This window comes from Bacillus sp. FAU18, assembly GCF_056033885.1.
On sequence record NZ_JBVYHZ010000003.1, the window covers coordinates 1929564 to 1955009 of the forward strand.

Sequence of the window (25446 nt, forward strand, 5' to 3'; positions counted from 1 at the left end):
TCTCTACTCCTCCTGCTTCTCGAATTTATATCCAATGCCAAACACTGTTTTAATGAGGTCGCTTGCATCCAGTTTTTTACGGAGTCTTTGGATATGAGTATCTACCGTACGTGTATCCCCGGCAAAATCGTAGCCCCAAACGAATTCCAACAGCTCTGAACGTGTAAAGATTTTTCCACGATGGTCAATCAATGTCTTAAGCAGATCAAATTCTTTAGGAGTCAAATCAACAATGATCCCATCTTTTTTTACTATTCTTTCGTCTGGGATCATCACAATATTTTTTAATTGAATGTGATCCTCTTTAGACGATCCTCGATCATTCACGTGGTTAGCTTGTTCAAGACGCCTGAGTATTGTACGAATTCTGGCGATAACTTCACGCAAGTCAAATGGCTTTGTAATATAATCGTCAGCCCCAAATTCCAACCCAAGGACTTTATCAGTGATATCTGACTTTGCGGTGATCATAAGTATAGGGATATTATAGCGTTGGGTCACTTTTTTACAGATATCCAATCCGCTGCAATCTGGCAGCATCCAATCAAGCAGCAGAAGATCGGGTTTGAATTGGTCTAACTGTTTCATCCCTAAAGTTCCGTTAGATTCAGTACACGTTTGAAAACCTTCCTGCGTAAGCCCGTATGAAAGCAGATCTGCTATTGCTCCATCATCTTCAATAATAAGTATTTTCGTTTTATCCATTATTTCATTCATTCCCTGTTTCATGATTAAATTGAATATATCTATCTTAGAGTCTGCAATATCACTCATTATAGCATCCTTTTTAATAGCGATTATTCAGAACTTCAGATCAAACTATAATTGGATATATTTTCACCATCGTCAACAAAATCGGGGGAATTGAGCTATCGTTGGATTAGAGGACTATGGTAAACAATTTTAATTGATAAATGAGCTTATTAAAAAGAGATGCGGGTATCTTCTTTATTTATGTATAAGAGCGTTTCCATATCGTTTGATTTTATTGGGTGTTAAATAGGTAAAGCATACCCCGCCAACTGTAACCACTCCGCCTAGCAGAGAGATCAATGTGGGTATCTCGCCGATCCAGAGCCAAGATATGATCAAGGCTAAAGCCGGTGTAACATAAAGTGAAAGGGTTGCTTCTGAAGCACCGACGAGTGAAGTGACATATGCAAGGGCAAAGTATGGCACAACTGTTGGCAATAAACCTAAATAAACAATCGACAATGTAGCGTTCAAAGGTGCGTCTATCACCTCCGAGCCTAAGCCAGGCAAAAAAATAAGCATAGGTACTGTTCCGCCCCAAATGGTAAATGTAACAAATGGAATAAAACCATATTTTTTTATATAGCTAGGTTGAAAAACGAAGTAAATACTTTCAGAAAAAGCTGCCAGCAGGATAACCAAAAAGCCTTTCAATGAGTATGTATTGTCTCCTGTCCCAAATGCAATCAATGACACACCCAGTAAACTGATGACAGAGCCAAGCCATTTCGTAAATCCAAAATGCTCTTTATAAAACAGGCGGGATAGCATGGCTGAGAAGATCGGTGCCGTAGTAACGAGTAAGCTTGCAACTCCGGCACTAACTGTTTTTTCACCGATGTTCAGCAAAATGTGATAGAGTGCAAATCCTAAAAACCCTAAAAGAAAAATGGCAGGAATGTCTTTCAAGTCGGGTAGGCGCATCTGAGTCAAAATAGCAAAAAGCAATAATGCCATAGAGCCGATTAACAAACGAAATAAAGCAAGGTGTTCTGGTGTGTACCCTTCTAGTCCTGCGCGAATTCCCGGAAAAGCAGATGCCCATAAACCAATCATGAGACTATGAGATATAATTATTTGAACTGTTTTCTTTCGCATTCCTCTCACTCCTCTTTACAAAAACCAACCAGTTATTTAATGTGTTTTTATATTAATAAAGATTTGGTGATATGGCTTCAACCAGTTAAATGGATTTTGACCCAACCAATTTATTTTAAGGAGACCGATTCTATGAGCTTTCCAGAAGAAAAAAAAGATGAAAAAGCTCCCTAAGTACAGACAAATCGTTCATTTTATTAAAGAGAAAATAGGAAATGGAGAGTGGCCGATTGGAAGCAAGATTCCAAGCCAGCGCACGCTTGCAAAAGATTTTCAGGTAAATCGGAGCACAGTGATTACAGCGTTAGAGGAATTGATGGCCGATGGGTTAATAGAGGGCACAATGGGGAAAGGCACAGTTGTTATCAACAACACATGGACACTGATGGCTAAGAATTCTGCTCCCGATTGGGATCAATATGTCACCTCTGGCATTCAGATGCCAAGTCGGAAAATCGTTCAAGAGATAAATCAATCAGAATCAAATACAGACCTTATACAGCTCAGTAAAGGTGAACTTTCAGCTGAGATTTTTCCTTTGGCTGTTATGAAAGAAATGATGGGGAAGGTATCTCAACACATGGAGGCATTCGGATATGAAGAACCAAAAGGTTACTTACCTTTGAGGGAGGCATTAAGCAACTATTTAAAAACCATTGGAATCAACGTCTCATCTTCTTCCATTCTGATTGTCTCAGGAGCGTTGCAAGCCTTGCAGCTGATATCAATGGGGCTGTTACAAAGAGGATCAACCGTTTATCTTGATCAGCCCTCCTACCTTTATTCATTACACGTATTTCAATCAGCTGGTATGAAGCTGACTGGACTTCCTATTGATAATGAAGGACTTTTGCCTGAAAATGTTCATTTAACAAGAGGAGAGCGGGGAAGGGCTATCTTATATACAAATCCATGTTTTCACAATCCGACTGGTATTCTTATGTCTAAAAAGCGGCGTGAAGAGATCCTAGCAGTAAGTGAGAATACACAGCTTCCTATTATTGAAGATGACATTTATCGTGAGTTATGGATCGATGAAATTCCGCCATATCCTATTAAAACAATTGATAAAAATGGACACGTACTGTACATAGGAAGTTTATCGAAAACATTAAGCCCAGGTTTGAGGATTGGATGGATCGTCGGACCGGAACCGGTGATTGAACGTTTATCTGACATTAAAATGCAAACAGATTACGGATCCAGTTCGCTATCCCAGAGAGTAGCGGCAGAGTGGTTTACTTCCGGCCACTACCAGCAGCATGTAGAAAAGGTTAGGCAGCAATTAAAGGTGAGAAGAGAATTGGCCTTGAGTGCTATAGAAACTCATTTGAAAGATGTGGCGACATGGAATATCCCAAAAGGAGGGTTTTTTGTCTGGATAAAAATATTGCCTTCCATATCAATGAAATTACTTTATACTAAAGCCTTATCAAAAGGGATTCTGCTCAATCTCGGCAGTATCTATGCTCAGGAAAAAGGGAATTATATTCGCTTATCATATGCTTATGCATCTCTTGAAGACCTTCAAAAGGGGATTTATGAGTTGGGTTTAATGATAAAAGAATTGGCAAGTAAGTAACTTTTATATCCTTAAATGTATGTTTCACTAAAAAAGAGATCAAGCCTAATGATCGCTTGATCTGATAATAACAAGGGTTACTAGAATAGACCAAATCATGGCTTGGTCTTAAAATGATCATGTCTCTGAACGAAAAGTCTTTCCGACTTCTCTTCCTAAACCAAAGTAATGTCTGAAATTATAGATAAGCGGGCTCCATTTGGAAGGGTCGATATGGTTTTCGTCCAGTATAATACTTTCCTCGGCATGAAAATGTAGTGCCTGCGTCTCTACAATTGCGAATGACGATTCATATTCTGGAAGCCGAATGTGTTTCACTTCGGCTTCTATTTGGATAGGGCATTCTTTGATTCGTGTTGGTGATACTGTTTTTGATTGTAAAGGCGTTAACCCTGCTGCCTCGTATTTTTCTTTTTTATATGTAAATCCGAGCTGTTTCTTCAAAGGCGGTATACTCTTTTTTCCGCTATAAGATGAAATTCTTTCAATGTTTTCCCATAATTCCGGGCCAGGCAAGTTTATGACACACTCTTTGTGTCTTTCCAAATTGTCGATGGCTTTTCCTCCCAGTCCTACTCCAAGGATTATATAATGTCCAAGAGCCCAAGAAGAAGACATAGGACTAATATTAGTGGTTCCATCCTCATTCAATGTGGTTAGAAGAAATGTCGAGGTACCATAATACATGATCTTGGGTTTGATTTCTTTAAATCGACGAGTGTCTCGTTTTTTGATGTTCAACGTTTTTTCCTCCTTATCACGCTTACATTTATATTGTAAAGGATTAACATTTCAACTATCATCGAAATATGAATGTAAGGAGGAAAATCATGAATCCTAATATTGCAAAAATCTCTTCGTTGCTATCAGATCCCTCGCGTTCTTCCATTCTTCTCAGTCTAATGGATGGAAGGATACACCCTGCTGGAGAGCTTGCATATCTCGCTAACATTAAACCTCAAACCGCAAGTTTTCACCTGAATAAATTGCTTGAAGCAAAGCTGATTAGCGTAGAGAAGCATGGAAGACATCGGTATTACAGAATGGCTGACTCAGATGCTGCAAATGTGATCGAACAATTGCTTCATATTGCGCCTAAAGCAAAAGTCAAATCTTTAAAAGAGTCAAAAGAGAAAAAGGACTTGCATTTCGCCCGTACCTGTTATGATCATTTGGCAGGTTATGTGGGCGTGCAAATGGCACATTCACTAGTTGAGCGGGGGATGTTAAAAAAAGTTGATTTAAACTTTGAGGTGACTTCAGAGGGTGCTTTATTCTTTTCGAAGTTAGGCATCAATGAAGAGCAACAACGGAATAAGAGGAGAGCTTTTGCACGCTGCTGTTTGGATTGGAGTGAACGGCAGCATCATATTGCAGGAGCATTAGGAAACGCCCTATTGATGCGCATGTTAGAAGAAGAATGGATCGTTCGTATGCCTAAAACGAGAGCGATTAGGATTACACAAAGCGGGAAAATCGCGTTTGAGAAGCATCTAAACGTGATGATTTAGGATTTTGAAGCGGAAAAACCAGATGATGAGGCACGATATCTAGGAGGAGTAAGATTTGTTCTAATCTTACTCCTTCTTCTTATTTTGAAGCAGCTCGATTCCCCATTGCAATAGAGATGCGGTTCCAACTGTTTATTTGATTAATGATCAGAACAAGGTCAACATATTGTTTCTCATCATAATGTTCCCGCACCCGATGATATAGCTCATCAGGAACCCTTTTAGATGGGATGAGCGTGATGTGTTCAGATAGTTCGAGAGCCGCTTTCTCTTCAGGTGAGTAAAAATCACATTCATTCCAAGCATGTAAACAGTAAATTCGCTGTTCAGTTTCGCCCATTTTGCGGGCATCAGAAGTATGCATATCTAAGCAGAAGGCACAGCCGTTTATTTGAGAGACTCTGATTTTAATTAGCTCTCTCGTTGTTCGGTTAATTGAAGATTGTTTCGTGTATTTCTCCATATCCATCATGATTTTCATACCTTCAGGTGCAATCTCATAGTAGGACACTCTTTGACTCATAAGGCAAGACTCCTTTCCATAGAATACCTAGATTGTATCCCGGTATTGATCATTTTACCAATGTGCGGTTTGAATGACAGCTGTTTCATTGTCTTTTGGAAAGAAGCTTCTTTGAATAAAAATAAGGGTAGCCAGCAATGATGAGTGGAGCTGCTAATGCAAGCAGTCTCCATGAGCCTGATTGGCTGTCTTTAGTGACTCCAATGAATATATAAGTACCGATCAGAAAATATAATAAAGCGCCTAAAAACCAATACATGTTCATTCCTCTTTTTCCTTGCATGTGATTTTTGATTGAGTATGTTTGTCTTTCTCATTGCTTAATCGATCAAGGCACTGATTTTTTAACACTTTTTCGGTCCGGATTCCTTTTCTCTTTAATGATAAAATTGTGAGATCAATCGATTTCAATGATGATCATTCCTTTTAAATAGTGACTTCTCCATTATTGTAAATGGAAATTCGGAAAGATAAAACGTACATAAAGGCAGACCGCTTATGTACGTTTGGGCAATGATCCATGTTGGAAACGCTTATGCTTCACCGCATCTTTGTATTGTTGAGTACCTTCTCTTCCTATAAAATGATGGGATACATGTATATGTGGCTGGAGTGTATATCGCTTCTGCCAATGGAAAGGAAGTGAATGAGGTTTGCGTATCAGGAATCCTTTCAAAGAAAAATACTACTCGCATGATAGACGGGCATTAAACATGCTTGCACTCAGAGTGCCGGGGCTGGCTTTTATTCTCATGATCTATGTGGCCTCTGTCGTGCTGCAATTTATTACTGCGAGCTGGTCCATTTTATTGCTTAATGTCTTCACGATATTGATGGCTGTTTTTTCTTTTCTGCATTGGCATTCATATCGCTGGGTGAAGAAAAGGGTCATTCTATACTTTGTACTGCAAGGTTTGATCACTTTTACACTTGCTAATCTCATGACGGGCTTCTTAGTGCTGGTCCTCATTGGCCTTTATGCATTTTTGATTGGACAGATTATAGGAATGGCAGACAGAAGAAAAACTTTCCTCATTCTATGTTTATTGCTTCTTCTGTTAATAAATGTAGCTAATCAGATTCACAAAGGTGAATATTTGCATTTTATTGTGATTGCTGCACCTATCATGATCGTGATTATTACTTATGCCGCTACATTATTTGCCCAAGTCGATGAAAGGATAAAAGCGCAGCTGACTCTCGAAAGGCTGGAGCTGGCTCATCAGCAGGTAGAACAGCTGACGCTGCAGAACGAAAGACAGCGGATGGCCCGAGACTTACACGATACGCTTGCTCAAGGTCTTGTCAGTTTAAATATGCAGCTGGATGCGATTCATGTTCATCTCGCCAAAGGCAACACAGAGAGAGCGAAGGAAATCATACAACAATCGATGAAAAGAGTGAAAAGCACATTAGCTGATGCACGTTCAGCTATTGACGATCTCCGCAGCAAATCAGAAGAAATCGGTGTTTTAAAAGAAAGAATTACCTCGCTGATGGATCATTTTATAGAGTCGACAGGCATGGCTTGTTTATTAGATTACAGATTGCATCAGGTGCTGGATGTGCGTACAGCTGAAAACTGTTATTACATCATTGGAGAATGCATGACGAATGCGGCAAAGCATGCTGAGGCGAAAACAATCTGGATATCCATTTGGGATGATGAAAAGGGAAGGCTCCATTTAACAGTTAAGGATAACGGCAAGGGATTTGATGTTGAAAAAGGAAAGAAAAAGAGAGGACATTATGGGCTTCTTGGCATACAAGAACGCGTCAGGGCAATAAATGGCCAATTCAATATCAAGAGTACAAAATTGAAAGGAACACAAATTGAGATCACTGTACCAATTCAGGGAGAGATGCAAGATGAATAAGGTTTTAATCGTTGATGACCATCTTGTCGTGAGGGAAGGTCTGAAGCTTTTAATTGAAACGAATGATCAATACACCATTATAGGAGAGGCGGAAAATGGAAAAGTCGCAGTCCGTCTTGCAGATGAGTTAGAACCGGATATCATTCTGATGGATTTGTATATGCCGGAGATGAGTGGGTTAGAGGCCATTAAACAAATAAAAGAAAAACACGATACCCCCATCATTATTTTGACTACATATAATGAAGATCACTTAATGATCGAAGGGATTGAATTAGGAGCGAAAGGATATCTGTTAAAGGATACGAGTTCAGAAACTCTTTTTCACACAATGGATGCAGCTATCAGAGGTAATGTGCTGTTGCAGCCTGATATCCTCAAACGTCTTCAAGAAATCCAATTTGAGCGGATGAAAAAGCAGCGCAGTGAGACGCAGCTGACAGAAAAGGAAGTCATTGTTCTAAAAGCAATTGCTAAAGGTCTTAAAAGCAAAGCGATTGCCTTTGATTTGGGCGTCTCTGAGCGAACAGTAAAGTCCAGATTAACGTCCATTTACAATAAATTAGGCGCGAATTCAAGAACTGAGGCAGTAACGATTGCCATGCAAAAAGGTATTCTGACAATAGACAACTAAACTCCATATTTGAAAATTGCCCAAACGTACATGCCCGAATGTACGTTTTTTTTATTTCATTCTCCACTACAATGAGAAATGTGATCAAGCAATGTGTTGAAAGGAGATTATCATGTCAAAAATGTTATATACATTAGGAGGATGGGTTGCTCGCAATCGCATAAAAGTCATATGTGCGTGGATCGTTGTGTTAGTTGCTTCGATAGGCCTTGCAGTCACCTTAAAACCAAGTTTTTCTGAGGATATGTCCATACCTGACACACCTTCGGAAAAAGCGATGGATGTGATTCAAAAAGAATTTCCTCACGGTCCTGATAAAGGGAGCATACGGGTTATTTTCGGTGCTGGTGATGGGGAGAAACTTACTGGGAAGCCAGCAAAAAAAGCAATAGAAGATACGTTCAAAGAAATCAGTAAAGATGATTCTGTTGACTCGATTGCAAGTCCTTTTGTGACAGGGACAATCGCGAAAGATGGCACAGTTGCCTATGCTGATATCAAGTATAAATCATCAGCAGATGATATAAAGGATTACTCTATCAAACACTTAAAAGACAGTTTGAAAATGGCTGATGATGAAGGATTGCAAACTGAGCTAAGCGGAGATGTACCGGGAGCTGAGATGGAGATAGGCGGTGTCTCTGAAATTGTCGGCATTATCTTGGCTTTTGTCGTTTTAGCCATTACATTCGGTTCTTTATTAATAGCAGGTTTGCCGATTTTAACTGCACTGATTGGTTTAGGTGTAAGTATTGGACTGGTTTTGATTGGGACACAAGTATTTGATATTGCTTCCGTCAGTCTTTCATTAGCCGGAATGATTGGCCTTGCTGTTGGTATTGATTATGCTTTATTTATTTTTACGAAACACCGCCAGTTTTTAGGCGAAGGCATACAAAAGAATGAATCAATTGCGAGAGCCGTGGGAACAGCGGGAAGCGCAGTCGTTTTTGCCGGACTTACTGTTATCGTTGCACTTTGCGGATTGACTGTCGTTAACATTCCTTTTATGTCTGCGATGGGGCTGACAGCAGGGCTTAGTGTACTGATGGCTGTTTTGGCTTCCATCACACTTGTGCCTGCGGTCTTATCGATTGCAGGGAAGCGGATGATTCCGAAATCAAACAAGAAAATAGAAAAACAAAGTACTGAAACAAATGTCTGGGGACGCTTTGTCACCAAAAATCCTATCATGCTAAGTGTATGCAGCATTCTGATTTTGCTCGTCATTAGTATCCCGTCTATGCATTTGGAACTGGGCTTGCCTGATGCTGGGATGAAAGCTAAGGATAATCCGGATCGCCGGGCATATGACTTGCTTGCCGAAGGCTTTGGAGAAGGATTTAATGGCCAATTAACAATCGTAGCGGATGCCACAAATGCTGCAAAAAATAAGGCGGAGGCTTTCGCAGATGCAGTGAAAGAAATAAAGGGCTTAGACCATGTAGCAAGTGTCACCCCTGCAATGCCTAATAAAGAAGGGAACTTTGCCATCATTACGGTCGTTCCGGAAACAGGTCCAAATGATGTCACAACAAAAGATTTGGTACACGATGTACGCAGTTTGTCAGATAAAAACGGAGTAGATTTGCTTGTTACTGGATCGACTGCAGTGAATATTGACATTTCAGATCGCCTGAATGATGCGATACCGGTGTTTGCTGTACTTATTGTTGGCTTTGCGTTTGTATTGCTGACCATCGTTTTCCGTTCGCTGCTTGTGCCGCTTGTTGCTGTTGCAGGTTTCATGTTGACGATGACAGCCACTCTTGGAATCTGTGTATTTGTCTTGCAAGACGGCAATCTCATCGATTTTTTCAAAATACCTGAAAAAGGGCCGATACTCGCCTTCCTGCCGATTTTATCGATTGGGATTCTGTTCGGTTTAGCTATGGATTATCAAGTATTTCTTGTCAGCAGAATGCGTGAAGAATATGTAAAAACAAAGAATCCAGTACAAGCCATTCAGGCTGGATTAAAACACAGTGGTCCTGTTGTTACAGCAGCCGGCTTGATCATGATCTTCGTGTTTGCAGGATTTATCTTTGCAGGTGAAGCTTCTATTAAAGCCAACGGATTAGCTCTTTCCTTTGGTGTGCTCTTTGATGCCTTTATTGTAAGAATGACACTGATTCCAAGTGTCATGAAGCTGATGGGGAATGCAGCCTGGTATTTGCCGAAATGGCTGGACAAGATGATTCCGAACGTGGATATAGAAGGGCATCAACTGACAAAGGAAATACAGCCAGAAATAGATCATGAACAAAAGAAGCAAATCATGTAATAGAAAAAGCAGATCTTTTATGATCTGCTTTTTTGCTTATGGTAGTATTTAGAAGATGAAGTCGACAGTTAAAAGGAGACGCTTATGGCGCAATCACTCATTTTCGATATGGATGGAACTTTGTTTCATATTGGCAGAAGCTGCGTCATGCTAGCAGGCATCCCAGGAGAAGTGATAAAGCACATCAAATGATTTTTTTGACGCTGCCTTCTCTCCATAATGCCTAGGTTCTTGATAATTCTAAGAATAAACTAACTGATCATATAAGAAACCTAAAGAAACAAGCACACAAAACCAGCTGCGGGTTTTGTCCAAGAATAATAGCGTCCATAAGAGAGACTCTATTTTTTGAAATGCCCGGCTAGAAGCATATTCAGGACTTTAGAAATGCAAATCACTATCTTATAAGCCCTTACCGTGAAATGCCTGTTTCTGCACTGAAAAAACGCATTACACGTTCATTTACGTAAGCGGGTTGTTCCATCGATAAAACATGTCCGGCATTTTTAATGACTTCCGCCTCAATATCAGGAACGAATGAAGAGGCTCGGTGCAGGGCTGAGTGGGGATCATAGATGACTTCATGTTCACCAAGTAATAATAGGATAGGAACTCTTGCTGAACGTAATTCCTCATCGGTAAAAACATACGGAAATCCGTCGGCTTTAGGATTTGGATTTCTTGATCCATCCTGCCACATTACCCCTGCCTGAAACTGCTTCACAAAAATCGGGTGCAGCACATTCTGATCATTCATCATCCAATTTAAGAATGTTTCAACTCCATTTGACGCTGTAAGGCCAAGAGCGTATTTGTAGAAATCGTGATGAAATGGCAAAAACGTTTCTGCCGGACTCAGTATAGCTGCGCTTTTTACTCTCTCAGGCATACGTAAAAGGAAATTCATCGTATGGAGACCGCCAAGCGAAAGTCCGATCATGTGGGACTTTTCGATCCCCAGATTGTCAAACACATCAAGAAGCCAATTGGCGTAATCCGTTCTTGTACCGCTTAAATTCTCAGGAATACTCTTGTTTTTATCACCTATGATGTCAACTGCATAAGTTCTGTAGTTGCTGCTCCAATCGGCGATGTTGGGATACCACATCGTCGAGCTGAATAATGCTCCGTGGAGTAATACAAGCGGCGGGGCATCCTCTGGGCCGCTTGCAATCACATGTGTTTGACCAAAACGAGTAGATATATAGAATGATTTGCAACGGACCGGCCAAAGACTAAGGCTTTCATTATAAGTTTGATAATAGCGGATACCGTTGTCACTTAATTCGGGAATACTAGATGAATGGTTTGACATACAAATGCCCCTCCCAATTTTGTTTATATGGATGAATGGTTTGACATACAAATGCCCCTCCCAATTTTGTTTATATGAATGTGCCGTTTCGTGATGGGGAATCTGATTTTGATATAACAGACTTTATTTACAATATAATACAGTTGTTATTCGACGTCAAATCCAAGATGAAAAGGAAATAAAACGATTGAAACAGATTATTGAAAATCAATATAACAGAATATTAACCTCCTTTGTGGAGCCGCTTCATTAAAACCGCAATTCAAATGCATGAATCACAAAAATCACAACAGGAGGGATCAAGAGGGAAGGCAGCAAATTCAATGTTTTGAACTTCTTGATTCCAAGAATGCTTAGACCTGAACTGAGGATGAGTATGCCTCCCACAATTGTGATTTCATTAATAAGGTCTGTATTGATTGCGCTCTCCATTACTTTAGCAAATAAATAGATGGAGCCTTGCCAGGCAAATAATACAATGGCAGCAGCCGCTATTCCAAAACCAAAAGTTGAAGCGAGCACAATGGAGGTGATCCCATCTAACATCCCGTTTGTCAGGAGATATGTATAATCTCCATGCAAAGCGGCTTCAACAGGGCCCAATATTGACAGCGAACCGATACAAAATAATAAGACCGCAGTTGATAAGCCCTCTGCTAAATTGCTTTTAGAAAATTTGTTCACCAGCTTGTTGAATCGTAATTCTAAATTGATGATCTGGCCTAGCAAACCTCCAATGGCTAAACTCACGATGAATAGAATAGGATATTTACTATCAGGCAAATGCTGTGTAATGGCGTTGATCCCCAGCGCGACCGCAGCGAATCCCATTGCCTGCATCAAAATATCCTGGTATTCATCTTTAATGCCTTTTTTGAATATCCCCCCGATTATGCTTCCTGCAATGATCATCACTGTGTTAAAAATCGTTCCAAACATAAGCTTTCTCCTCCAAAAATCATTCCTGCATAAAAAATAAACCCTCTAGTTAGTAGAGAGTCAAGGGAGATAAAAACATATTCATGAGATTATTTGATGGGCATCAGGATTTCAGTCACGTAATTATCTAGGTTATTCGTAATACCATAATCAATGAGTGTGATTTCGATTGAGTCCCCTGCTACCTCATAATGATGTTCTTTCATATATGCCAGTAATTTTTTGTAGTATGGTTCGGCTTCTGGATGTGACCCTTTAAACCTAATTTGCAGATATTCTTTTGAAGGAAAGATGATTTCTGAAGAAGTTTTTTCATTTTCATCTTCAAGAATCATAAATATACTGGAATATTTGTCAAACTGTTTTGCTTTCACATTTGCTGCTGATATGGATAAACCGATCTTGCCTATGAATATATCTTCGTTCACATTCAGGTGGGTTCTCAATTCAGCTAACGAATGCTCGATATCATGGCCGAGAACATATTCATGCTGCAAGTAAGCCACACGCATTGCAGGAAGTTTGATTTTTGAAATTTGATGTAACGGCATGTTAACGGCATCTTCTATATGTGCGATGCGTCGGGAGATCTTTCGTTCGATGCGTTCCAATTCTTTCTTCTTGCGATCAATTTCAGCCTGCTGGCTTTTTAGTAAATGAAGAAGAGTGTTTGTATTTTGAGAGTTATAAAAATCAAGAAGCTTATTGATTGGCAGGCCTAGGGTCCTCAAATACTTGATGGTATCCAGCCGCTCAAACTGTTGGGTAGAATAATATCTATAGTTTGTTTGCTCGTCTTTATATTCCGGTTTCAAAAGACCGATTTCATCATAATACCGAAGAGCAGAGATTTTCACATTGAATAACTTTGACACTTCTCCAATCGAAAAAAATTCCTTCATTCTAACAACCTTTCTGTCCCTCTGATTGATATACACACATTATATAGTACGGCGAGTTCTAAAGGTAAAGTTTGCAGCATAAAGAAAAAACTCCTTCGAAAAAAGGAGCTTTTCATTCTTCGAAATAAGGATTTACATGGATGAGCACTTCTTCTACATCTGAAAACTGTCTTTTGATTTCATTTCGAATTTCGCGGGCAATGTCGTGTCCCTGCTTAATTGTCAAATCATGATCCAAAGATAAACGGACATCAAGCAATTTATAGTGGCCGTGTTCTCGCGCGCGGATTCTATCGATTCGTTTTACCTGATCACATTGAAAAATAACAGCTTTATATTCCTCTATCAGCTCGGGATCAACACTCTTTTCCATGAGCACATCAACAGACGGCCTGATTAATTCCATTGAAATCTTAAAAATGAGGTAAGCAACGATTGCACTGGCAATGGCATCGGCGTACAACAGATAGGACCATCCGCGGGTGTTTCCGATGATAGCCAACAGGACGCCGATAAAAGCGGCAAGAGAGGCCACGATATCGCCTTTATGATCGTATGCGATCGCTATAATCGCCTTACTGTTCCATTTCTCCCCCTGTTTGATGGAATAACGATATAAGATCTGCTTAGCCATGTAGGAAATCAGTGCCGCAAACAATGCGCTATATTGGGGAACGCTTGGCCCTTTAACAAAGGACAGAATCGCTTCTATGAGGATATAAACGGATACGATCACTAAGATAATTCCTACAATCGCCTCACTAATGACTTCAGCTTTTCCGTGACCAAAAGGATGGTCTTGATCAGGCGGTTTATTGGAAATGCCGATCACTGCCAAGACTGCAATCGAAGCAACGACATCTGCCGCGGAATGTATTCCGTCTGCAAACACGGCTTCACTATCGCCTACCAGCCCAAAAAAGACCTTTCCTGCCATTAAGATCAGATTGGCGATCAATGCAATCAAAGCAACTTTTCTGCTTATTTGTTCTCTTTCACTTGCCATTTTTTCCTCCTATAAAACTGCACAAAAAAATAGGAGTGCTCTATATACGCTCTCCGTATCCTTTCTTGTGTAATCACTTTGCTTATCATACCAATTCAATTTCGAGTGGGTCTATAGCAACGTTGTTTCCTGTTTACTAATAAATAAGGTGACAGAAAAAAAGTTGGAGTTGTGCTAAAAGGTCATACAAATGAGTTCTAATGTAACAACAGTGATGATTCGCAATTAAAATGCTGTCGTCAGAGAAAAATTTCCACCTGATTCTCAAAAACCTATTGACATGAGAAGATCTGTATTTTATTATTATCTCATATTTAAGATATTTTAATTCGAGATATTTGATTGAAAAGATCAGCGATCAAGCGCAATTCTAAGTGTTCAATCGTTGTCAGTTCTTTTACACAATATTCAATATGATTTTTTATAACATAATATCTCGAATTCGAGATAAAAGGGAGTGTATCATAATGGCTGAATTTATACAGTTAGTCAATGAAAGACGATCTGCAAGCAATTTTCTTTCAGGTCATCCAATCACAAAAGAAGACCTCAATGAAATGTTTGAATTGGTTGCATTGGCGCCATCGGCTTTTAATTTGCAGCATACAAAATATGTGGCGGTTCTTGACCAGGACGTAAAAGAAAAGCTGAAGCAGGCCGCAAACGGACAATTTAAAGTGGTTAGCTCTTCTGCGGTTCTCTTGGTATTAGGGGATAAGCAGGCATATCAACAAGCGGCTGATATCTATGAAGGTTTAAAGGTATTGGGGATATTAAATAAGCAAGAGTATGACCACATGGTGCACGACACTGTTTCGTTTTATGAAAACAGGGGAGAACAATTTAAGAGAGATGAGGCGATAAGGAATGCTTCACTTTCTGCGATGATGTTTATGCTGAGTGCTAAGGAAAAAGGCTGGGATACCTGCCCGATGATCGGCTTTGATGCGGAAGCCGTAAAACGGATTTTGAACATAGACGACCAATTTGAGGTTGTCATGATGATTACGATTGGAAAAGAAAAAACAGAGAGCAGAAGACCGCGCGGCTACCGGAAGCCTGTGAATGAGTTTGTTGAGTATATGTAAAAGGAGCGGATAAAAATGGCTAAAAAAACGATGGGAATTCATCATATTACAGCGATTGTCGGTCACCCTCAAGAGAACACAGATTTCTACGCAGGAGTGCTTGGGCTTCGTTTGGTCAAGCAAACTGTCAATTTTGATGACCCAGGTACGTATCATCTTTATTTTGGGAATGAAGGCGGGAAGCCGGGAACAATCATTACCTTCTTTCCGTGGGCTGGAGCCCGCCAAGGCGTCATTGGAGACGGTCAAGTTGGCGTGACTTCGTATGTCGTGCCGAAAGGGGCTATGGCATTTTGGGAAAAGAGACTAGAAAAGTTCAACGTTCCATACACCAAAATCGAGCGCTTTGGGGAACAATATGTAGAATTTGATGATCCTCATGGACTGCACTTAGAAATCGTGGAAAGAGAAGAAGGAGAGGCTAATACGTGGACTTTCGGAGATGTAACGCCCGATGTTGCCATTAAAGGTTTTGGGGGTGCAACCCTATTATCAGCGCAGCCTGACAAAACCGCTGACCTTTTAGAAAACATCATGGGGCTGGAGCGAGTCGGCAAAGAAGGAGACTTCGTTCGTTATCGTTCTGCCGGTGATATCGGAAATGTGATTGACCTTAAGTTAACGCCTATTGGCCGCGGGCAAATGGGGGCCGGAACGGTGCATCACATCGCTTGGCGGGCTAACGATGATGAAGATCAGTTAGATTGGCAAAGATATATTGCTTCCCACGGATATGGTGTAACTCCTGTTCGGGATAGAAACTATTTTAATGCCATTTACTTCAGGGAACATGGGGAAATCCTGTTTGAAATCGCAACTGATCCCCCGGGCTTTGCACATGATGAAACACAAGATACAATGGGCGAAAAACTGATGCTGCCTGTGCAATATGAACCGCATCGCACACAAATTGAACAAGGGCTGCTGCCGTTTGAAGTAAGAGAGTTAGATTGATTTGACACATAAAAAATAAAGAAACATATATTCAATTGATGATTGCTGGATATGTCAGCAAAGAATCAGATGAAATCAAAGATGAGGAGAGATACAAATGGAAGATGCAGGACTGTTGCTTATTCGTATAATGATTGGTGTGGTGTTTTTGTTTTATGGCACACAAAAATTATTCGGCTGGTTTGGCGGATACGGGATTAAAGGAACCGGACAATGGTTCGAATCAATTGGGGTGAAACCAGGAAACGTTGCGGCCGCGCTATCAGGTCTTGGGGAGTTAGTAAGCGGAATTCTATTTATTTTAGGCGTATTCCTCCCGCTTGGAGCTGCTATCATAACGATCATTATGTTAGGTGCCATCGTAAAAGTCCATGGAGCGAAAGGTTTTGCGAATGGCGCGGGAGGTTTTGAATATAACCTGGTGCTCATTGCAGTTTCCATAGGGGTTGCACTCATCGGTTCAGGAGCTTACGCTTTGCATTTTTAATAAGAAAGTATGTAAGAACAGTTGCTGCTTGTCAGTAACTGTTCTTTTATTTTGATATTTTCGGCAAACTTGCAGGTACTCTGCAAAGCAAAAAAGCGGATATAATAAATATAAATCTGTATAGTGAATGATACGTATTGATGAGCTTGGTCATGAAAAACAGACCTATTTGAAGGAGTAAATGGATGAAAGAGATGACAGGATTACATTCATTAGATTCTATAGAAAATTTTATCAAACAGCACAAATTCAGTTTTATTTATATATCAAGGCCTGGCTGTACAGTATGTCACGCAGTTCTGCCCCAGCTCAGAATAGTATTGGATCAGTTTCCAAACATCAAATTGGGGCATATCAATGCTGACGATGTAACAGAGGTCGCCGGCAGATTTTCAGTTTTCACCGTTCCTGTGCTTCTTTTGTTCATTGATGGGACTGAGTTTCTAAGAGAAGCCCGTTTTGTTCATTTTGAACAGCTTGAACAAAAGCTGAAAAGGGTTTATCGATTATATGAAGGTGAATAAAGAAATAAGGTAAAAAAGAACTCAAATGAGTTCTTTTTTTTGCATCAATTTATTCTTCACTAGGTGAAGAAGGGTTATCAACCTGCCCTTGATCACTTGTATCATTATCACAACTTGCTGAAATAATAATTGAATTAGAAGGAGAATAATCTCCTAATGTGAAATTGACTCCGTAATTTTTGCTGTTCGCAGTATGGCTGTTTTGCAAGTTTTGTCCGATATCTGTATTGGCGTTTTGTGTCATTCCATTTATCGTGAGATTTGAAATGTTGATTTGAGATCGCATGCTTCAAAAACTCCTTTCACTCAGAAGTAGCCGTCATAGAGGACGCTGGCAGTCTATTTACTTCTATGATATTGCGTTTTTATATCATTGCATCAACATAATGGTAAAAATAATAGCGCCTCTTTAAGCGAGTGATTGAGCATCTTTTTTGAAGATGATCAACCTATCAGCAGAAATAAAGCCGCCTGATAAAGAGGCGGCAGATCGTTATATGTCATCTATGAATTTGATGTATCGTTTTTCGTTTGCCTAAAGGATAAGATGGTCGTTTTTAATGATGAGTAGGAGCCTATAGCAGCGTAGCCATAAAACCAGCCCATAAATACGCCAGAAAAGAGGCTGTGTCGATGGCTTATGAAAACAGAAATGACAAGGCCTGTTATTAAGGCAACTGACGGTACAAATGTTTTGGGGATTTTCAATAATATTTTGAGGATTTGGGTTATCAATATAATGATTGGAACGGCTATCACAGCATCCCAAAAGTTTGTGTGAATAATTGGAAAAGGCATACGGCACCTCATGAAGTGTTCATTTCTTATTTTTACGCTAAAAGCTTGGAAAGCAGTTCTTGGACCGCATTTGTAACATGTAGGGCTTGATTGGCGGAGCTTGTTTGGCTTAAAGCATTGGATTCAAAAACCAAACCTGTATTATTCCCTCCGGAACCATCTGTCTCTTTAGAAACAGAGAAAGGGCTGATGGAGAATGCAAAACCGTTATTAAAAATGCTGTTTCCGGATATCGAATGAATATATACTGGGAATTTCATCTTTCATCTCTCCTCTCTGTTATGACTGTTTATACAATATGGTGTGTGAGTAGCAATTGCTTAAACAAAACGGCAAAAACATTCAACGAGAGACAAAAACCTGCAAAATTCCACAAGTGCCTGTTAATGCAGTTTTTTAGGGATGTTTTTTTTATTCTTTTTACCAATTTCATCAAAAATATTCTGATTGCTAGACAAATGGGCTTGTCCGTCCTTATTTATGAAATCCGGGTGAATGAGTTTTTTCAGATCCCTGACAGTTAAGGGTTTGGCGTCATCAGTTAATTCTATTCCTAATTGCCCGTTTGCCTCTAATGTCGCAATTTTGACATCTTGTATAGCCGTAACGCCTTAGATGCATTTCAAGTTGATCAACTGTAAGTCTCATCTTCTTTAAGTTTTCGATATGAAGCTGTCCGTTTTCAATAACAACTTTTGCTTTTCCGGTCAACATCTTTTCAATGAAGTTCGATCTCATTTGGATCCATTCTATAACGATGAGTGTTATTGTGAAAATTGCCGCCGCAATTAATGTTTTGAAAAGGCTGTACTTGATGATTGGCTGCACGATAATAGTTCCGATTGAAATCATGAAACCGTTTGAGTTGAAGTCATTTGTGCGATTGATTTCATTCCTGAAATTCTCAGCAAAATGACTCCGGCTACAATGAGAACAAGAGATTCCCAAGTGAAATTCATGCTACCACCTGACCAATGATGAATTAGATTTGTCATGGGATTGGCTTTTCTATCGGCCAATCGCAATTTAATATATCCGAAAGGCAGTTGGTTCATTCTGTCCTAAACCAAACGATATTTTTGGTATAGATGGATATATTAAGCCAAACAATGATAGCAGCAGGAGTTTTTTGGCCAAAACAATCTGGGAGGCGAGGAACGCCATTTTTCTTATTTCGTTCCTGTCGATAAAGAACAGGAAGCTGAGGAAATTTTTTGCTGAAGATCCTACAGTGCTGATTCAAAACGGGAAGATACTTGAATCAAATATGAGGAAAATGCGTTACACACTTGATTATTTAAATCAGCAATTACGGGAAAAAGAAATATTTAATATCGAAGAAGTACTTTTTGCCATTCTTGAAACGAATGGTCAGCTGACTGTGTTAAGAAAACCGCAATTCCGGCATGTGACCAAACAGGATTTAATGATTGCGGTAAACCAAGAACACAGGCTTCCGATAGAGCTTATTATGGACGGAGAAATCATTGAGAATAATTTAAAGCAGAATCGTTTGACGGAATCCTGGCTTTTGGAAGAATTGCGAAAAAGAGACATAAAGGTGAAAGAGACCGTGTACGCAGTGCTGCTGGGTAATGGGGATATTTATGTGGATCAATATAAAGACCATATATCAGCCCCTATGGATAAGGAATGAAGGAACAATCAATCTTAAAGCCCCTTATTGAACGCAATGGTTTCAACTTGTCTTGGGTACGAAATGTGCAGAAGCCCGTTTAACATCTGAAACTGTAATAAATGAAATTCAGTAGCTTCAGGAAGCTGAATCGTCCGCTCAATTTCGCCGTAATACCGTTCACGCTGCACCTCCATTTCGGCTGGAAAAACCGGCGTGATCGTTCCTTTGATCAGCAGCTGGGTTTTAGATAGTAAGCGGATCGTTAATTCTTCCTCATACAAACCGGGCATTTCCACAATGATAAAATTATATTCTTCATCTTGATAAAAGTCGTAAACGAGAGTATAGGTGTTGGTATTAAAAAATTGTTCCGGGGCTTTATACTTGAGCACATTTGTCCAAAAGTCATTTTGCTTATATTCATTTGTAATCTCAAGCCACTTTCTCATTTTTTCGAGATCCATCTAGGATCCTCCTTAAATTTGGTTTGAAATCGGTGCAGAAGGGTTTCCAATTTGGTCTTGATCACTGATATCAGTATCGAGGTTCCCAGTATTTAAAAGAGAAGAAGAAGGCGAAAAATCCCCTAGAGAAAAGTTTGCCCCAAAGTATTTGCTGTTCGCTGTATGGCTGTTGTGTACGGTTGGACCGACATCAATATTTCCGTTTTGTGTGACGCCGTTCACCTTAATATTTGCGATGTTAATTTGGTATGGCATAGCGAAACTCCTTTTAATCTAAAATTGGTGGTACTGGAAGCTGAGGAGCATTCATAGTGGTATTATCAGAGTTTCCGAGTTCTGTCTGGTCGTTGACATCAGGATCATTTAAGAAGTTTTCCATGATTGATTCTGCAGGTGATGTATCACCGAAAGAGGAGTTGATCCCTTGGGATTTATTATTTGCGGTATGGCTGTTATGCGCGGCTTCACCTATTGTAATTGAACCATTGCCCGAAATACTGTTGATCTTTAAATAATATAGGTTGATTATTGTAGACGGCATCCCATCACACCCTTCCATCATTCTGTACAGTACATTATGCGCCGCTGCACCCAATTGTTCCTTGCATTTGCGAGCAAAACTCTATCTGGCCCCGGAGTGATGCTCGTTAGAAAAAAAGAATAAAGTTTGTCACAGCCTGAATTTCAATCTATTGGCAAATACTTATCAGTGAATGAAAAGCCATTGATACAGTAATCAATGAATTGATTCAGTTATTCGAAATACATGAGACCCTTTAATAAAGGAAGCTGGCAAACAGGATCAGTTTGAAATCATTGACAATGAAGCTAATGCCATGAAATAATACTCGTGAGTAACATTACTTGCGAGTATTATTTTTGGGGGTGGTCCTCGTTGAAAAGTAAAAAAGGACGTAAAGGAGAAGAAAGCCGGAAACGGTTACTCAAAGCTGCCGCTAATGAATTTTCGATTCGGGGATTCCATGACGCGAAGGTAAGTGAAATTGTGAAAAAAGCTGGGTTCACACAGCCTTCATTTTACCTGTACTTTCAAAGCAAAGAAGCCATCTTTGCCGAGTTAATCACCGATTTTCACTCTCGAGTCAGAAAGCTGACAGAGTCACTTCTTCTGGAAAACGGATTAAACACGGAGGATGTGTCAAAACGGGTACTGCTAGCTGTAGAGACTGTTTTTCAATTTTTGGCTGAGGACAAGGATTTAACCAAGATCGGCTTTTTTCTCAACCCGGAAGCAAAACAAATGAAAAAAGACTTGGCGATGGTTTTGAAAGAGAACTTAGAAGCAGAACAGCGGCTTGGCTATTTTCACTCTGAACTGGATATGGAAACTGTCGCTGAGTGTTTGGTCGGCATGATTGAACATTTAACCGATTCATTTTTGTTAACCGGAATCAAAGATCCGGCAAGCCTCGCAGCAGAGGTTGTGAATCTTTTAATATACGGGATGCTTCCGAAAGGGAATGACGTAAGATGATATCTATTATTATGAAAATCAGTTTGGCAGTTTTTATGCTTACGGGAGGCATCATAAAGGTAAGCCGCGTTCCCTTTCAAGTTGAGCATTGGCGGCATTATCAATATCCATTATGGTTTCTGACTGTTACTGGCATTCTTGAAATAGCCGGGGCACTTGCTATGACCGCGGGAATTTGGAATCGGTATGCAGCGATTGGAGCAGGTTTTCTGGTTGTCGTTCTCATGGCGGGAGCAATTCATGCGCATATGTTTCGAGCAAGACAATCGGTCATCATGGCGATACCAGCGATGATCTGTTTGATTGTTTCTATCATGATCATCATGGGGAGTTACACGTAAGCTTTTCACTAATGTTTAAGAACAAGCCCATTTGCAGGAAATCTCCTTTTCTTATCGAATAATAGAAAGTCCAGGAATTAACTGAATCAGTAAAATAGAGCTCCATTTCTGCGTTATTCGTCCGGCATCAGCTGGGCTTTTTTTATAAAGGAGGAATACAGGATGGCATTAACTTTGGAAGACATGACTGAGGAAGAGTTCGAAGCCTTTCGCGGGATGTCCGTGCAAAATTATGCGAAACAAAACATAACGTCAGGAACTTGGACGGAAAAAGAGGCATTTGAGAAATCGGAGCAAGCATATGAGAACATGATTCCGAATGGGCGAGACAGCAGCAATCATTATTTTTGGAACATCACAAATGACCAAGGGGAAAGAATGGGCTGGCTCTGGCTGTATGCTGATCCATTTCATCCGCAAAAGGAAGCGTTTATCTATTCCTTTGGATTGTATGAAGCCTTTCGCGGAAAAGGACTTGCTCAATTGGCGCTTCAAACGCTTGATGAAAGAGCAAGAGAGCTTGGTGCGGAAAGGCTGGCTCTACATGTATTTGCACACAACGAGACAGCCGTCTATCTTTATCAGAAGATGGGTTATGCCATGACCAATATACGTATGCGGAAACAGCTGTGCTGACCCCAGACGCTTACTTAAGCGGTTCTCCAAACACAATATGCCAATGTAAATGTTTAGAGTCCTGGTAAGCTCCTAAGTTGGTGATTACACGGCATGCGCCTTTTTCGTCCGTCACCATGGAAGCGACTTCTTGAATGACACTCATTAATTCAAGAAGTAAGTCATGATCGGACTCTTCCAAGGTGATTAACGAAGAGATATGTCTCTTGGAAACAGCTACAATATGAACCGGATAAAAAGGCTTTGTATGATAGTAAGCCAATATGTTATCCGTCTCTATTACCTTATTCACTTTCGTTTTGCCGCTAAATACCTCATCACAGTAAAAGTTTTCAGTCATATGATCCATCTTCATTTTGTTTGTTGGGTTTATCCTTCTACTGTCTTCCGTTATTTCCCTTCTTTTGCATTTGATTTAGGGGAACACTTTTTATCATTTTCAGTTCGTTTTGATGTTTGAAAACAAAATGGTGTCCTATGACGGCAGCAGGCTCTGATCCTTTCCTCCAGTATGGAAATGCCTATCTGGAAGTGGTGACAGGGTACTTTAAGATATAAACAAGGACAACGTGTGTTGTTCTTTTTTTATGTGCATTATTATTGAAATCGTCAACATTTTACGGAGCTTCTCGCCTATAACGATCGAATCAAACTTATTTTCTTTCATTTGGAAGTCTGACTATTGTCAGTTTTTTTGAGTGAAAACATTTAAAAATAAATGGTTATCATAATTTTTTCGTGGATTTCCAGTTTACAATCTGACTATAGTCAGATAAAGTGAGTGTAACCAATTAAATCGATCAACAGAAAAGGAGAAGAAGCTCATGGAGTTACAGGCGGAAAAAATACATACTGCAAAAATGTGGTCCTTATCATTTATTTTTGTCACACTTTCAAATGCCTTTTTATTTATGGTGTTTGAAATGTTATTGCCGACATTGCCATTGTTTGTAACTGCTATCGGAGGCGGGGCAAAGCAAGTCGGATTGGTTACAGGTATTTTTATGATATCTGCCATTGCCATACGTCCTTTTGCAGGGGTTTTGGCTCAACGATTTAATAAAAAAAATTTACTTATATTTGGAATTGTTATCAGTGCCTGTTCAACCGGTGCATATTATCTGGCGTCAGATGTGAGCGTCCTATTGCTCATTCGCTTAATACATGGTGCCGGTTTTGGATTAGCTACTACTTATTTTGCGACGATTGCCGCGGAAATTATTCCGAAGGAGCGCCGAGGCGAGGGGATTGGCTATTTTGGGGTAGGCGAAACGATTGCTGTTTCGGTTGGGCCTATGATTGGTATCTCAGCACTGGAGCTTTATGATTTTGAGAGGCTTTTTTTAGGCGGGATGTCCATTCTTTTACTGGCAGTGCTTATGGCTGCACTTGTGCGGAGGCGGCCTGAAGCAAAAGACACGGGTGAAAAGGGAAGGATAAAGATAAAGGTGTTAGAAAGACGTGTGCTGTTTCCTTCGTTTCTAATTTTTTTAGTCGGCATTGCTGCATCTGGGATTATGTCCTTCTTTGCGCTCTATGCGATCGAAAAGGGTTTCCGAAGTGTCGGAATGTTTTTCTTTCTGATTGCAGCAGCCAGTTTTTTTATACGTCTTATCTCCGGGAAAATATTTGACCGATTCGGAGCGGCAGCCATCCTTATCCCCGCATCAATATTCTCAATAGCAGGCCTTTCAATATTATATATTGCCCAAACCAATGCAATGTTTTTTACTGCGGCGATATGTTACGGATTTGGGTTCGGCTCAATATTTCCGGCTATCCAGACATGGTGTATCAATCTAGTAGAAGAGCATGAACATGAGGATGCTATGGGGACATTCTTTAATTTTTTTGATATGGGAATTGGCGGAGGATCATTGTTATTAGGTGTGGTGGCAACGATTTATTCTTATCGGGAGCTTTATATCGCTTCTATTTTGGTGTACCTGTTGTTTCTTTTATTATATATTTTATTTATCTGTTCCAAGAGAAAACGGATGAAATAATTTGGGGAGGGCAGAACAGTGACCCGTGAGAATATAAAACGCGCAGCCGTTCGCCAATTTAATGAACTTGGCTACGAGGGAGTCAAAATGGCGCATATTGCAAAAGAATTAGGAATTCGGAAACAATCTCTGTCCTACCATTTCTCGTCAAAAAAGGACCTGCTGATGGAAGTATACCCCGAGATTGTTGAAGAAGAAGTAGCGTTTATCAATGATTTTTTTGAATCACGAAAGCATATGCCAGCCAAGAATCTTATATATGATTTTTTAAAAGAAACACAGGTGCGCTTTCATGCTATGCCCAATGTAGCCTTTTTGCAGGCAATGTCGTTTAAGGCTCCTGCTGAAGTAAGTGATTTTATTTCAGCCCAGTACTTGATGTTTCTGCATGCTTTGAAAAGCCGGGTTGCACTTGTTTTTAAAGAATCGGTCATCACCTGTCCGCCCGAGAAGTGTGCGATAGCCTTCATCACTCTTTTTGACGGGCTGAACATTCAGCTGGTTTATGAGAATAAACAATCATTTGAGCGGTCTTTAGAGATTTCCTTCGATATTTTTTGGCGAGGGCTGAAGGCAAAAGCTTGAAAAAT

General features: G+C 40.0%; 30 protein-coding genes and 3 pseudogenes. 15 read left to right on the forward strand and 18 right to left on the reverse strand.

Annotation, left to right across the window (positions count from 1 at the left end; translation table 11 throughout):
* Positions 1-3 precede the first annotated feature (3 nt).
* Complete coding sequence (locus AC0OMU_RS10320; protein ID WP_181218391.1) at positions 4-705, reverse strand: response regulator transcription factor; 702 nt, start codon at positions 703-705, stop codon at positions 4-6.
* A 243-nt stretch (positions 706-948) separates the two neighbouring features.
* Positions 949-1851, reverse strand: a complete 903-nt coding sequence (locus AC0OMU_RS10325) for a DMT family transporter (RefSeq protein WP_474241155.1) — start codon at positions 1849-1851, stop codon at positions 949-951.
* Positions 1852-1983: 132 nt separating this feature from the next.
* On the opposite strand from AC0OMU_RS10325, the pseudogene AC0OMU_RS10330 reads away from it, so the two are divergent.
* Positions 1984-3433, forward strand: a pseudogene (locus tag AC0OMU_RS10330) (aminotransferase-like domain-containing protein).
* 117 nt (positions 3434-3550) lie between these two features.
* On the opposite strand, the gene AC0OMU_RS10335 reads toward AC0OMU_RS10330, so the two are convergent.
* Positions 3551-4174, reverse strand: a complete 624-nt coding sequence (locus tag AC0OMU_RS10335) for a flavin reductase family protein (protein ID WP_015482859.1) — start codon at positions 4172-4174, stop codon at positions 3551-3553.
* An 89-nt stretch (positions 4175-4263) separates the two neighbouring features.
* Between AC0OMU_RS10335 and AC0OMU_RS10340 the strand changes: the two genes are divergently transcribed.
* Positions 4264-4944 (forward strand): ArsR/SmtB family transcription factor, encoded by a 681-nt coding sequence (locus AC0OMU_RS10340; protein WP_181218341.1) that lies wholly within the window; start codon positions 4264-4266, stop codon positions 4942-4944.
* A 79-nt stretch (positions 4945-5023) separates the two neighbouring features.
* Here AC0OMU_RS10340 and AC0OMU_RS10345 read toward each other — a convergent pair whose 3' ends face one another.
* The 3 genes from AC0OMU_RS10345 to AC0OMU_RS10355 form a co-directional block, all read right to left on the reverse strand.
* Positions 5024-5467 (reverse strand): carboxymuconolactone decarboxylase family protein, encoded by a 444-nt coding sequence (locus AC0OMU_RS10345; protein WP_181218343.1) that lies wholly within the window; start codon positions 5465-5467, stop codon positions 5024-5026.
* An 85-nt stretch (positions 5468-5552) separates the two neighbouring features.
* On the reverse strand, positions 5553-5732 hold the full coding sequence (locus AC0OMU_RS10350) for a hypothetical protein (RefSeq protein ID WP_080030634.1): 180 nt from the start codon (positions 5730-5732) through the stop codon (positions 5553-5555).
* The gene (locus tag AC0OMU_RS10355) at positions 5729-5878 is read right to left on the reverse strand and encodes a hypothetical protein (protein ID WP_015382874.1); all 150 of its coding nucleotides are present in this window, start codon (positions 5876-5878) and stop codon (positions 5729-5731) included. Before AC0OMU_RS10355 ends, AC0OMU_RS10350 begins: the two co-directional genes overlap by 4 nt.
* A 242-nt stretch (positions 5879-6120) precedes the next feature.
* On the opposite strand from AC0OMU_RS10355, the gene AC0OMU_RS10360 reads away from it, so the two are divergent.
* From AC0OMU_RS10360 to AC0OMU_RS10370, 3 genes are all read left to right on the forward strand, one after another.
* Positions 6121-7344 (forward strand): sensor histidine kinase, encoded by a 1224-nt coding sequence (locus AC0OMU_RS10360; protein WP_474241156.1) that lies wholly within the window; start codon positions 6121-6123, stop codon positions 7342-7344.
* Positions 7337-7978: a two-component system response regulator YdfI gene (gene ydfI / locus AC0OMU_RS10365; RefSeq protein ID WP_015382876.1), complete on the forward strand. Its 642-nt coding sequence runs from the start codon at positions 7337-7339 to the stop codon at positions 7976-7978. The genes AC0OMU_RS10360 and ydfI overlap by 8 nt, the downstream gene beginning before the upstream one ends.
* Before the next feature lie 112 nt (positions 7979-8090).
* Positions 8091-10262, forward strand: coding sequence for an MMPL family transporter (locus tag AC0OMU_RS10370; protein ID WP_474241157.1), 2172 nt, complete (start codon positions 8091-8093; stop codon positions 10260-10262).
* A 412-nt stretch (positions 10263-10674) separates the two neighbouring features.
* Here AC0OMU_RS10370 and AC0OMU_RS10375 read toward each other — a convergent pair whose 3' ends face one another.
* The 4 genes from AC0OMU_RS10375 to mneP all read right to left on the reverse strand — a co-directional run bounded on the left by AC0OMU_RS10375 (position 10675) and on the right by mneP (position 14424).
* Positions 10675-11577 (reverse strand): carboxylesterase, encoded by a 903-nt coding sequence (locus AC0OMU_RS10375; RefSeq protein ID WP_015482865.1) that lies wholly within the window; start codon positions 11575-11577, stop codon positions 10675-10677.
* A gap of 249 nt (positions 11578-11826) precedes the next feature.
* Positions 11827-12516 carry a DUF554 domain-containing protein gene (locus AC0OMU_RS10380; protein ID WP_015382879.1) on the reverse strand — a complete coding sequence of 230 codons (690 nt, stop codon included), beginning with the start codon at positions 12514-12516 and terminating at the stop codon, positions 11827-11829.
* Positions 12517-12605: 89 nt separating this feature from the next.
* A complete protein-coding gene (locus tag AC0OMU_RS10385; protein WP_181218351.1) occupies positions 12606-13418 on the reverse strand; it encodes a MerR family transcriptional regulator in 813 nt (270 codons plus the stop codon).
* Between the two features lie 112 nt (positions 13419-13530).
* A complete protein-coding gene (mneP, locus tag AC0OMU_RS10390) occupies positions 13531-14424 on the reverse strand; it encodes a manganese transporter MneP (protein WP_015382881.1) in 894 nt (297 codons plus the stop codon).
* A gap of 467 nt (positions 14425-14891) precedes the next feature.
* Between mneP and AC0OMU_RS10395 the strand changes: the two genes are divergently transcribed.
* The 4 genes from AC0OMU_RS10395 to AC0OMU_RS10410 all read left to right on the forward strand — a co-directional run bounded on the left by AC0OMU_RS10395 (position 14892) and on the right by AC0OMU_RS10410 (position 17477).
* Positions 14892-15512 carry a nitroreductase family protein gene (locus tag AC0OMU_RS10395; RefSeq protein WP_474241158.1) on the forward strand — a complete coding sequence of 207 codons (621 nt, stop codon included), beginning with the start codon at positions 14892-14894 and terminating at the stop codon, positions 15510-15512.
* A gap of 15 nt (positions 15513-15527) precedes the next feature.
* Positions 15528-16466 carry a ring-cleaving dioxygenase gene (locus AC0OMU_RS10400; RefSeq protein ID WP_063336268.1) on the forward strand — a complete coding sequence of 313 codons (939 nt, stop codon included), beginning with the start codon at positions 15528-15530 and terminating at the stop codon, positions 16464-16466.
* Between the two features lie 97 nt (positions 16467-16563).
* A complete protein-coding gene (locus AC0OMU_RS10405; protein ID WP_003234169.1) occupies positions 16564-16953 on the forward strand; it encodes a DoxX family protein in 390 nt (129 codons plus the stop codon).
* Positions 16954-17138: 185 nt separating this feature from the next.
* On the forward strand, positions 17139-17477 hold the full coding sequence (locus tag AC0OMU_RS10410; RefSeq protein ID WP_015482866.1) for a thioredoxin family protein: 339 nt from the start codon (positions 17139-17141) through the stop codon (positions 17475-17477).
* A gap of 49 nt (positions 17478-17526) precedes the next feature.
* On the opposite strand, the gene AC0OMU_RS10415 is transcribed toward AC0OMU_RS10410, so the two are convergent.
* The 4 genes and pseudogenes from AC0OMU_RS10415 to AC0OMU_RS10430 all read right to left on the reverse strand — a co-directional run bounded on the left by AC0OMU_RS10415 (position 17527) and on the right by AC0OMU_RS10430 (position 19127).
* Positions 17527-17763: a spore germination protein gene (locus AC0OMU_RS10415; protein ID WP_015482867.1), complete on the reverse strand. Its 237-nt coding sequence runs from the start codon at positions 17761-17763 to the stop codon at positions 17527-17529.
* A 218-nt stretch (positions 17764-17981) separates the two neighbouring features.
* Complete coding sequence (locus AC0OMU_RS10420; protein ID WP_252494309.1) at positions 17982-18275, reverse strand: hypothetical protein; 294 nt, start codon at positions 18273-18275, stop codon at positions 17982-17984.
* A 32-nt stretch (positions 18276-18307) separates the two neighbouring features.
* On the reverse strand, positions 18308-18535 hold the full coding sequence (locus AC0OMU_RS10425; protein ID WP_015482869.1) for a spore germination protein: 228 nt from the start codon (positions 18533-18535) through the stop codon (positions 18308-18310).
* Between the two features lie 123 nt (positions 18536-18658).
* Positions 18659-19127, reverse strand: a pseudogene (locus tag AC0OMU_RS10430) (DUF421 domain-containing protein).
* 310 nt (positions 19128-19437) lie between these two features.
* Here AC0OMU_RS10430 and AC0OMU_RS10435 point away from each other — a divergent pair.
* Positions 19438-19932: pseudogene (locus AC0OMU_RS10435) on the forward strand (DUF421 domain-containing protein); the annotation flags it as partial.
* Between the two features lie 14 nt (positions 19933-19946).
* Here AC0OMU_RS10435 and cotP read toward each other — a convergent pair.
* The 3 genes from cotP to AC0OMU_RS10450 are packed head-to-tail and all read right to left on the reverse strand — an operon-like array spanning position 19947 to position 20919.
* The gene (cotP, locus tag AC0OMU_RS10440) at positions 19947-20378 is read right to left on the reverse strand and encodes a spore coat protein CotP (protein WP_015482870.1); all 432 of its coding nucleotides are present in this window, start codon (positions 20376-20378) and stop codon (positions 19947-19949) included.
* A 12-nt stretch (positions 20379-20390) separates the two neighbouring features.
* Complete coding sequence (locus tag AC0OMU_RS10445) at positions 20391-20633, reverse strand: spore germination protein (protein ID WP_014475957.1); 243 nt, start codon at positions 20631-20633, stop codon at positions 20391-20393.
* 13 nt (positions 20634-20646) lie between these two features.
* Positions 20647-20919: a spore germination protein gene (locus AC0OMU_RS10450; RefSeq protein ID WP_038827544.1), complete on the reverse strand. Its 273-nt coding sequence runs from the start codon at positions 20917-20919 to the stop codon at positions 20647-20649.
* 354 nt (positions 20920-21273) lie between these two features.
* Between AC0OMU_RS10450 and AC0OMU_RS10455 the strand changes: the two genes are divergently transcribed.
* From AC0OMU_RS10455 to AC0OMU_RS10465, 3 genes are all read left to right on the forward strand, one after another.
* The gene (locus AC0OMU_RS10455; RefSeq protein ID WP_015382890.1) at positions 21274-21873 is read left to right on the forward strand and encodes a TetR/AcrR family transcriptional regulator; all 600 of its coding nucleotides are present in this window, start codon (positions 21274-21276) and stop codon (positions 21871-21873) included.
* Positions 21870-22214, forward strand: coding sequence for a DoxX family protein (locus tag AC0OMU_RS10460; RefSeq protein WP_474241159.1), 345 nt, complete (start codon positions 21870-21872; stop codon positions 22212-22214). Before AC0OMU_RS10455 ends, AC0OMU_RS10460 begins: the two co-directional genes overlap by 4 nt.
* Positions 22215-22376: 162 nt before the next feature.
* Complete coding sequence (locus AC0OMU_RS10465) at positions 22377-22850, forward strand: GNAT family N-acetyltransferase (RefSeq protein ID WP_015382892.1); 474 nt, start codon at positions 22377-22379, stop codon at positions 22848-22850.
* A gap of 10 nt (positions 22851-22860) precedes the next feature.
* On the opposite strand, the gene AC0OMU_RS10470 is transcribed toward AC0OMU_RS10465, so the two are convergent.
* Positions 22861-23190: an HIT domain-containing protein gene (locus AC0OMU_RS10470; protein ID WP_174616607.1), complete on the reverse strand. Its 330-nt coding sequence runs from the start codon at positions 23188-23190 to the stop codon at positions 22861-22863.
* Positions 23191-23674: 484 nt separating this feature from the next.
* On the opposite strand from AC0OMU_RS10470, the gene AC0OMU_RS10475 reads away from it, so the two are divergent.
* Positions 23675-24856 carry an MFS transporter gene (locus tag AC0OMU_RS10475; RefSeq protein WP_015482873.1) on the forward strand — a complete coding sequence of 394 codons (1182 nt, stop codon included), beginning with the start codon at positions 23675-23677 and terminating at the stop codon, positions 24854-24856.
* A gap of 18 nt (positions 24857-24874) precedes the next feature.
* Complete coding sequence (locus tag AC0OMU_RS10480) at positions 24875-25441, forward strand: TetR/AcrR family transcriptional regulator (protein WP_015382894.1); 567 nt, start codon at positions 24875-24877, stop codon at positions 25439-25441.
* Positions 25442-25446 lie beyond the last annotated feature (5 nt).

Excerpts from the sequence above, each read along its gene's own strand:
- AC0OMU_RS10320 (WP_181218391.1), bottom strand. The coding sequence starts at position 705 with ATGGATAAAACGAAAATACTTATTATTGAAGATGATGGAGCAATAGCA.
- AC0OMU_RS10325 (WP_474241155.1), bottom strand. The coding sequence starts at position 1,851 with ATGCGAAAGAAAACAGTTCAAATAATTATATCTCATAGTCTCATGATT.
- AC0OMU_RS10340 (WP_181218341.1), top strand. The coding sequence starts at position 4,264 with ATGAATCCTAATATTGCAAAAATCTCTTCGTTGCTATCAGATCCCTCG.
- AC0OMU_RS10345 (WP_181218343.1), bottom strand. The coding sequence starts at position 5,467 with ATGAGTCAAAGAGTGTCCTACTATGAGATTGCACCTGAAGGTATGAAA.
- AC0OMU_RS10350 (WP_080030634.1), bottom strand. The coding sequence starts at position 5,732 with ATGAACATGTATTGGTTTTTAGGCGCTTTATTATATTTTCTGATCGGT.
- ydfI (WP_015382876.1), top strand. The coding sequence starts at position 7,337 with ATGAATAAGGTTTTAATCGTTGATGACCATCTTGTCGTGAGGGAAGGT.
- AC0OMU_RS10370 (WP_474241157.1), top strand. The coding sequence starts at position 8,091 with ATGTCAAAAATGTTATATACATTAGGAGGATGGGTTGCTCGCAATCGC.
- AC0OMU_RS10375 (WP_015482865.1), bottom strand. The coding sequence starts at position 11,577 with ATGTCAAACCATTCATCTAGTATTCCCGAATTAAGTGACAACGGTATC.
- AC0OMU_RS10380 (WP_015382879.1), bottom strand. The coding sequence starts at position 12,516 with ATGTTTGGAACGATTTTTAACACAGTGATGATCATTGCAGGAAGCATA.
- AC0OMU_RS10385 (WP_181218351.1), bottom strand. The coding sequence starts at position 13,418 with ATGAAGGAATTTTTTTCGATTGGAGAAGTGTCAAAGTTATTCAATGTG.
- mneP (WP_015382881.1), bottom strand. The coding sequence starts at position 14,424 with ATGGCAAGTGAAAGAGAACAAATAAGCAGAAAAGTTGCTTTGATTGCA.
- AC0OMU_RS10395 (WP_474241158.1), top strand. The coding sequence starts at position 14,892 with ATGGCTGAATTTATACAGTTAGTCAATGAAAGACGATCTGCAAGCAAT.
- AC0OMU_RS10400 (WP_063336268.1), top strand. The coding sequence starts at position 15,528 with ATGGCTAAAAAAACGATGGGAATTCATCATATTACAGCGATTGTCGGT.
- AC0OMU_RS10405 (WP_003234169.1), top strand. The coding sequence starts at position 16,564 with ATGGAAGATGCAGGACTGTTGCTTATTCGTATAATGATTGGTGTGGTG.
- AC0OMU_RS10410 (WP_015482866.1), top strand. The coding sequence starts at position 17,139 with ATGAAAGAGATGACAGGATTACATTCATTAGATTCTATAGAAAATTTT.
- AC0OMU_RS10415 (WP_015482867.1), bottom strand. The coding sequence starts at position 17,763 with ATGCGATCTCAAATCAACATTTCAAATCTCACGATAAATGGAATGACA.
- AC0OMU_RS10420 (WP_252494309.1), bottom strand. The coding sequence starts at position 18,275 with ATGCCTTTTCCAATTATTCACACAAACTTTTGGGATGCTGTGATAGCC.
- AC0OMU_RS10425 (WP_015482869.1), bottom strand. The coding sequence starts at position 18,535 with ATGAAATTCCCAGTATATATTCATTCGATATCCGGAAACAGCATTTTT.
- cotP (WP_015482870.1), bottom strand. The coding sequence starts at position 20,378 with ATGGATCTCGAAAAAATGAGAAAGTGGCTTGAGATTACAAATGAATAT.
- AC0OMU_RS10445 (WP_014475957.1), bottom strand. The coding sequence starts at position 20,633 with ATGCCATACCAAATTAACATCGCAAATATTAAGGTGAACGGCGTCACA.
- AC0OMU_RS10450 (WP_038827544.1), bottom strand. The coding sequence starts at position 20,919 with ATGCCGTCTACAATAATCAACCTATATTATTTAAAGATCAACAGTATT.
- AC0OMU_RS10460 (WP_474241159.1), top strand. The coding sequence starts at position 21,870 with ATGATATCTATTATTATGAAAATCAGTTTGGCAGTTTTTATGCTTACG.
- AC0OMU_RS10465 (WP_015382892.1), top strand. The coding sequence starts at position 22,377 with ATGGCATTAACTTTGGAAGACATGACTGAGGAAGAGTTCGAAGCCTTT.
- AC0OMU_RS10470 (WP_174616607.1), bottom strand. The coding sequence starts at position 23,190 with ATGACTGAAAACTTTTACTGTGATGAGGTATTTAGCGGCAAAACGAAA.
- AC0OMU_RS10475 (WP_015482873.1), top strand. The coding sequence starts at position 23,675 with ATGGAGTTACAGGCGGAAAAAATACATACTGCAAAAATGTGGTCCTTA.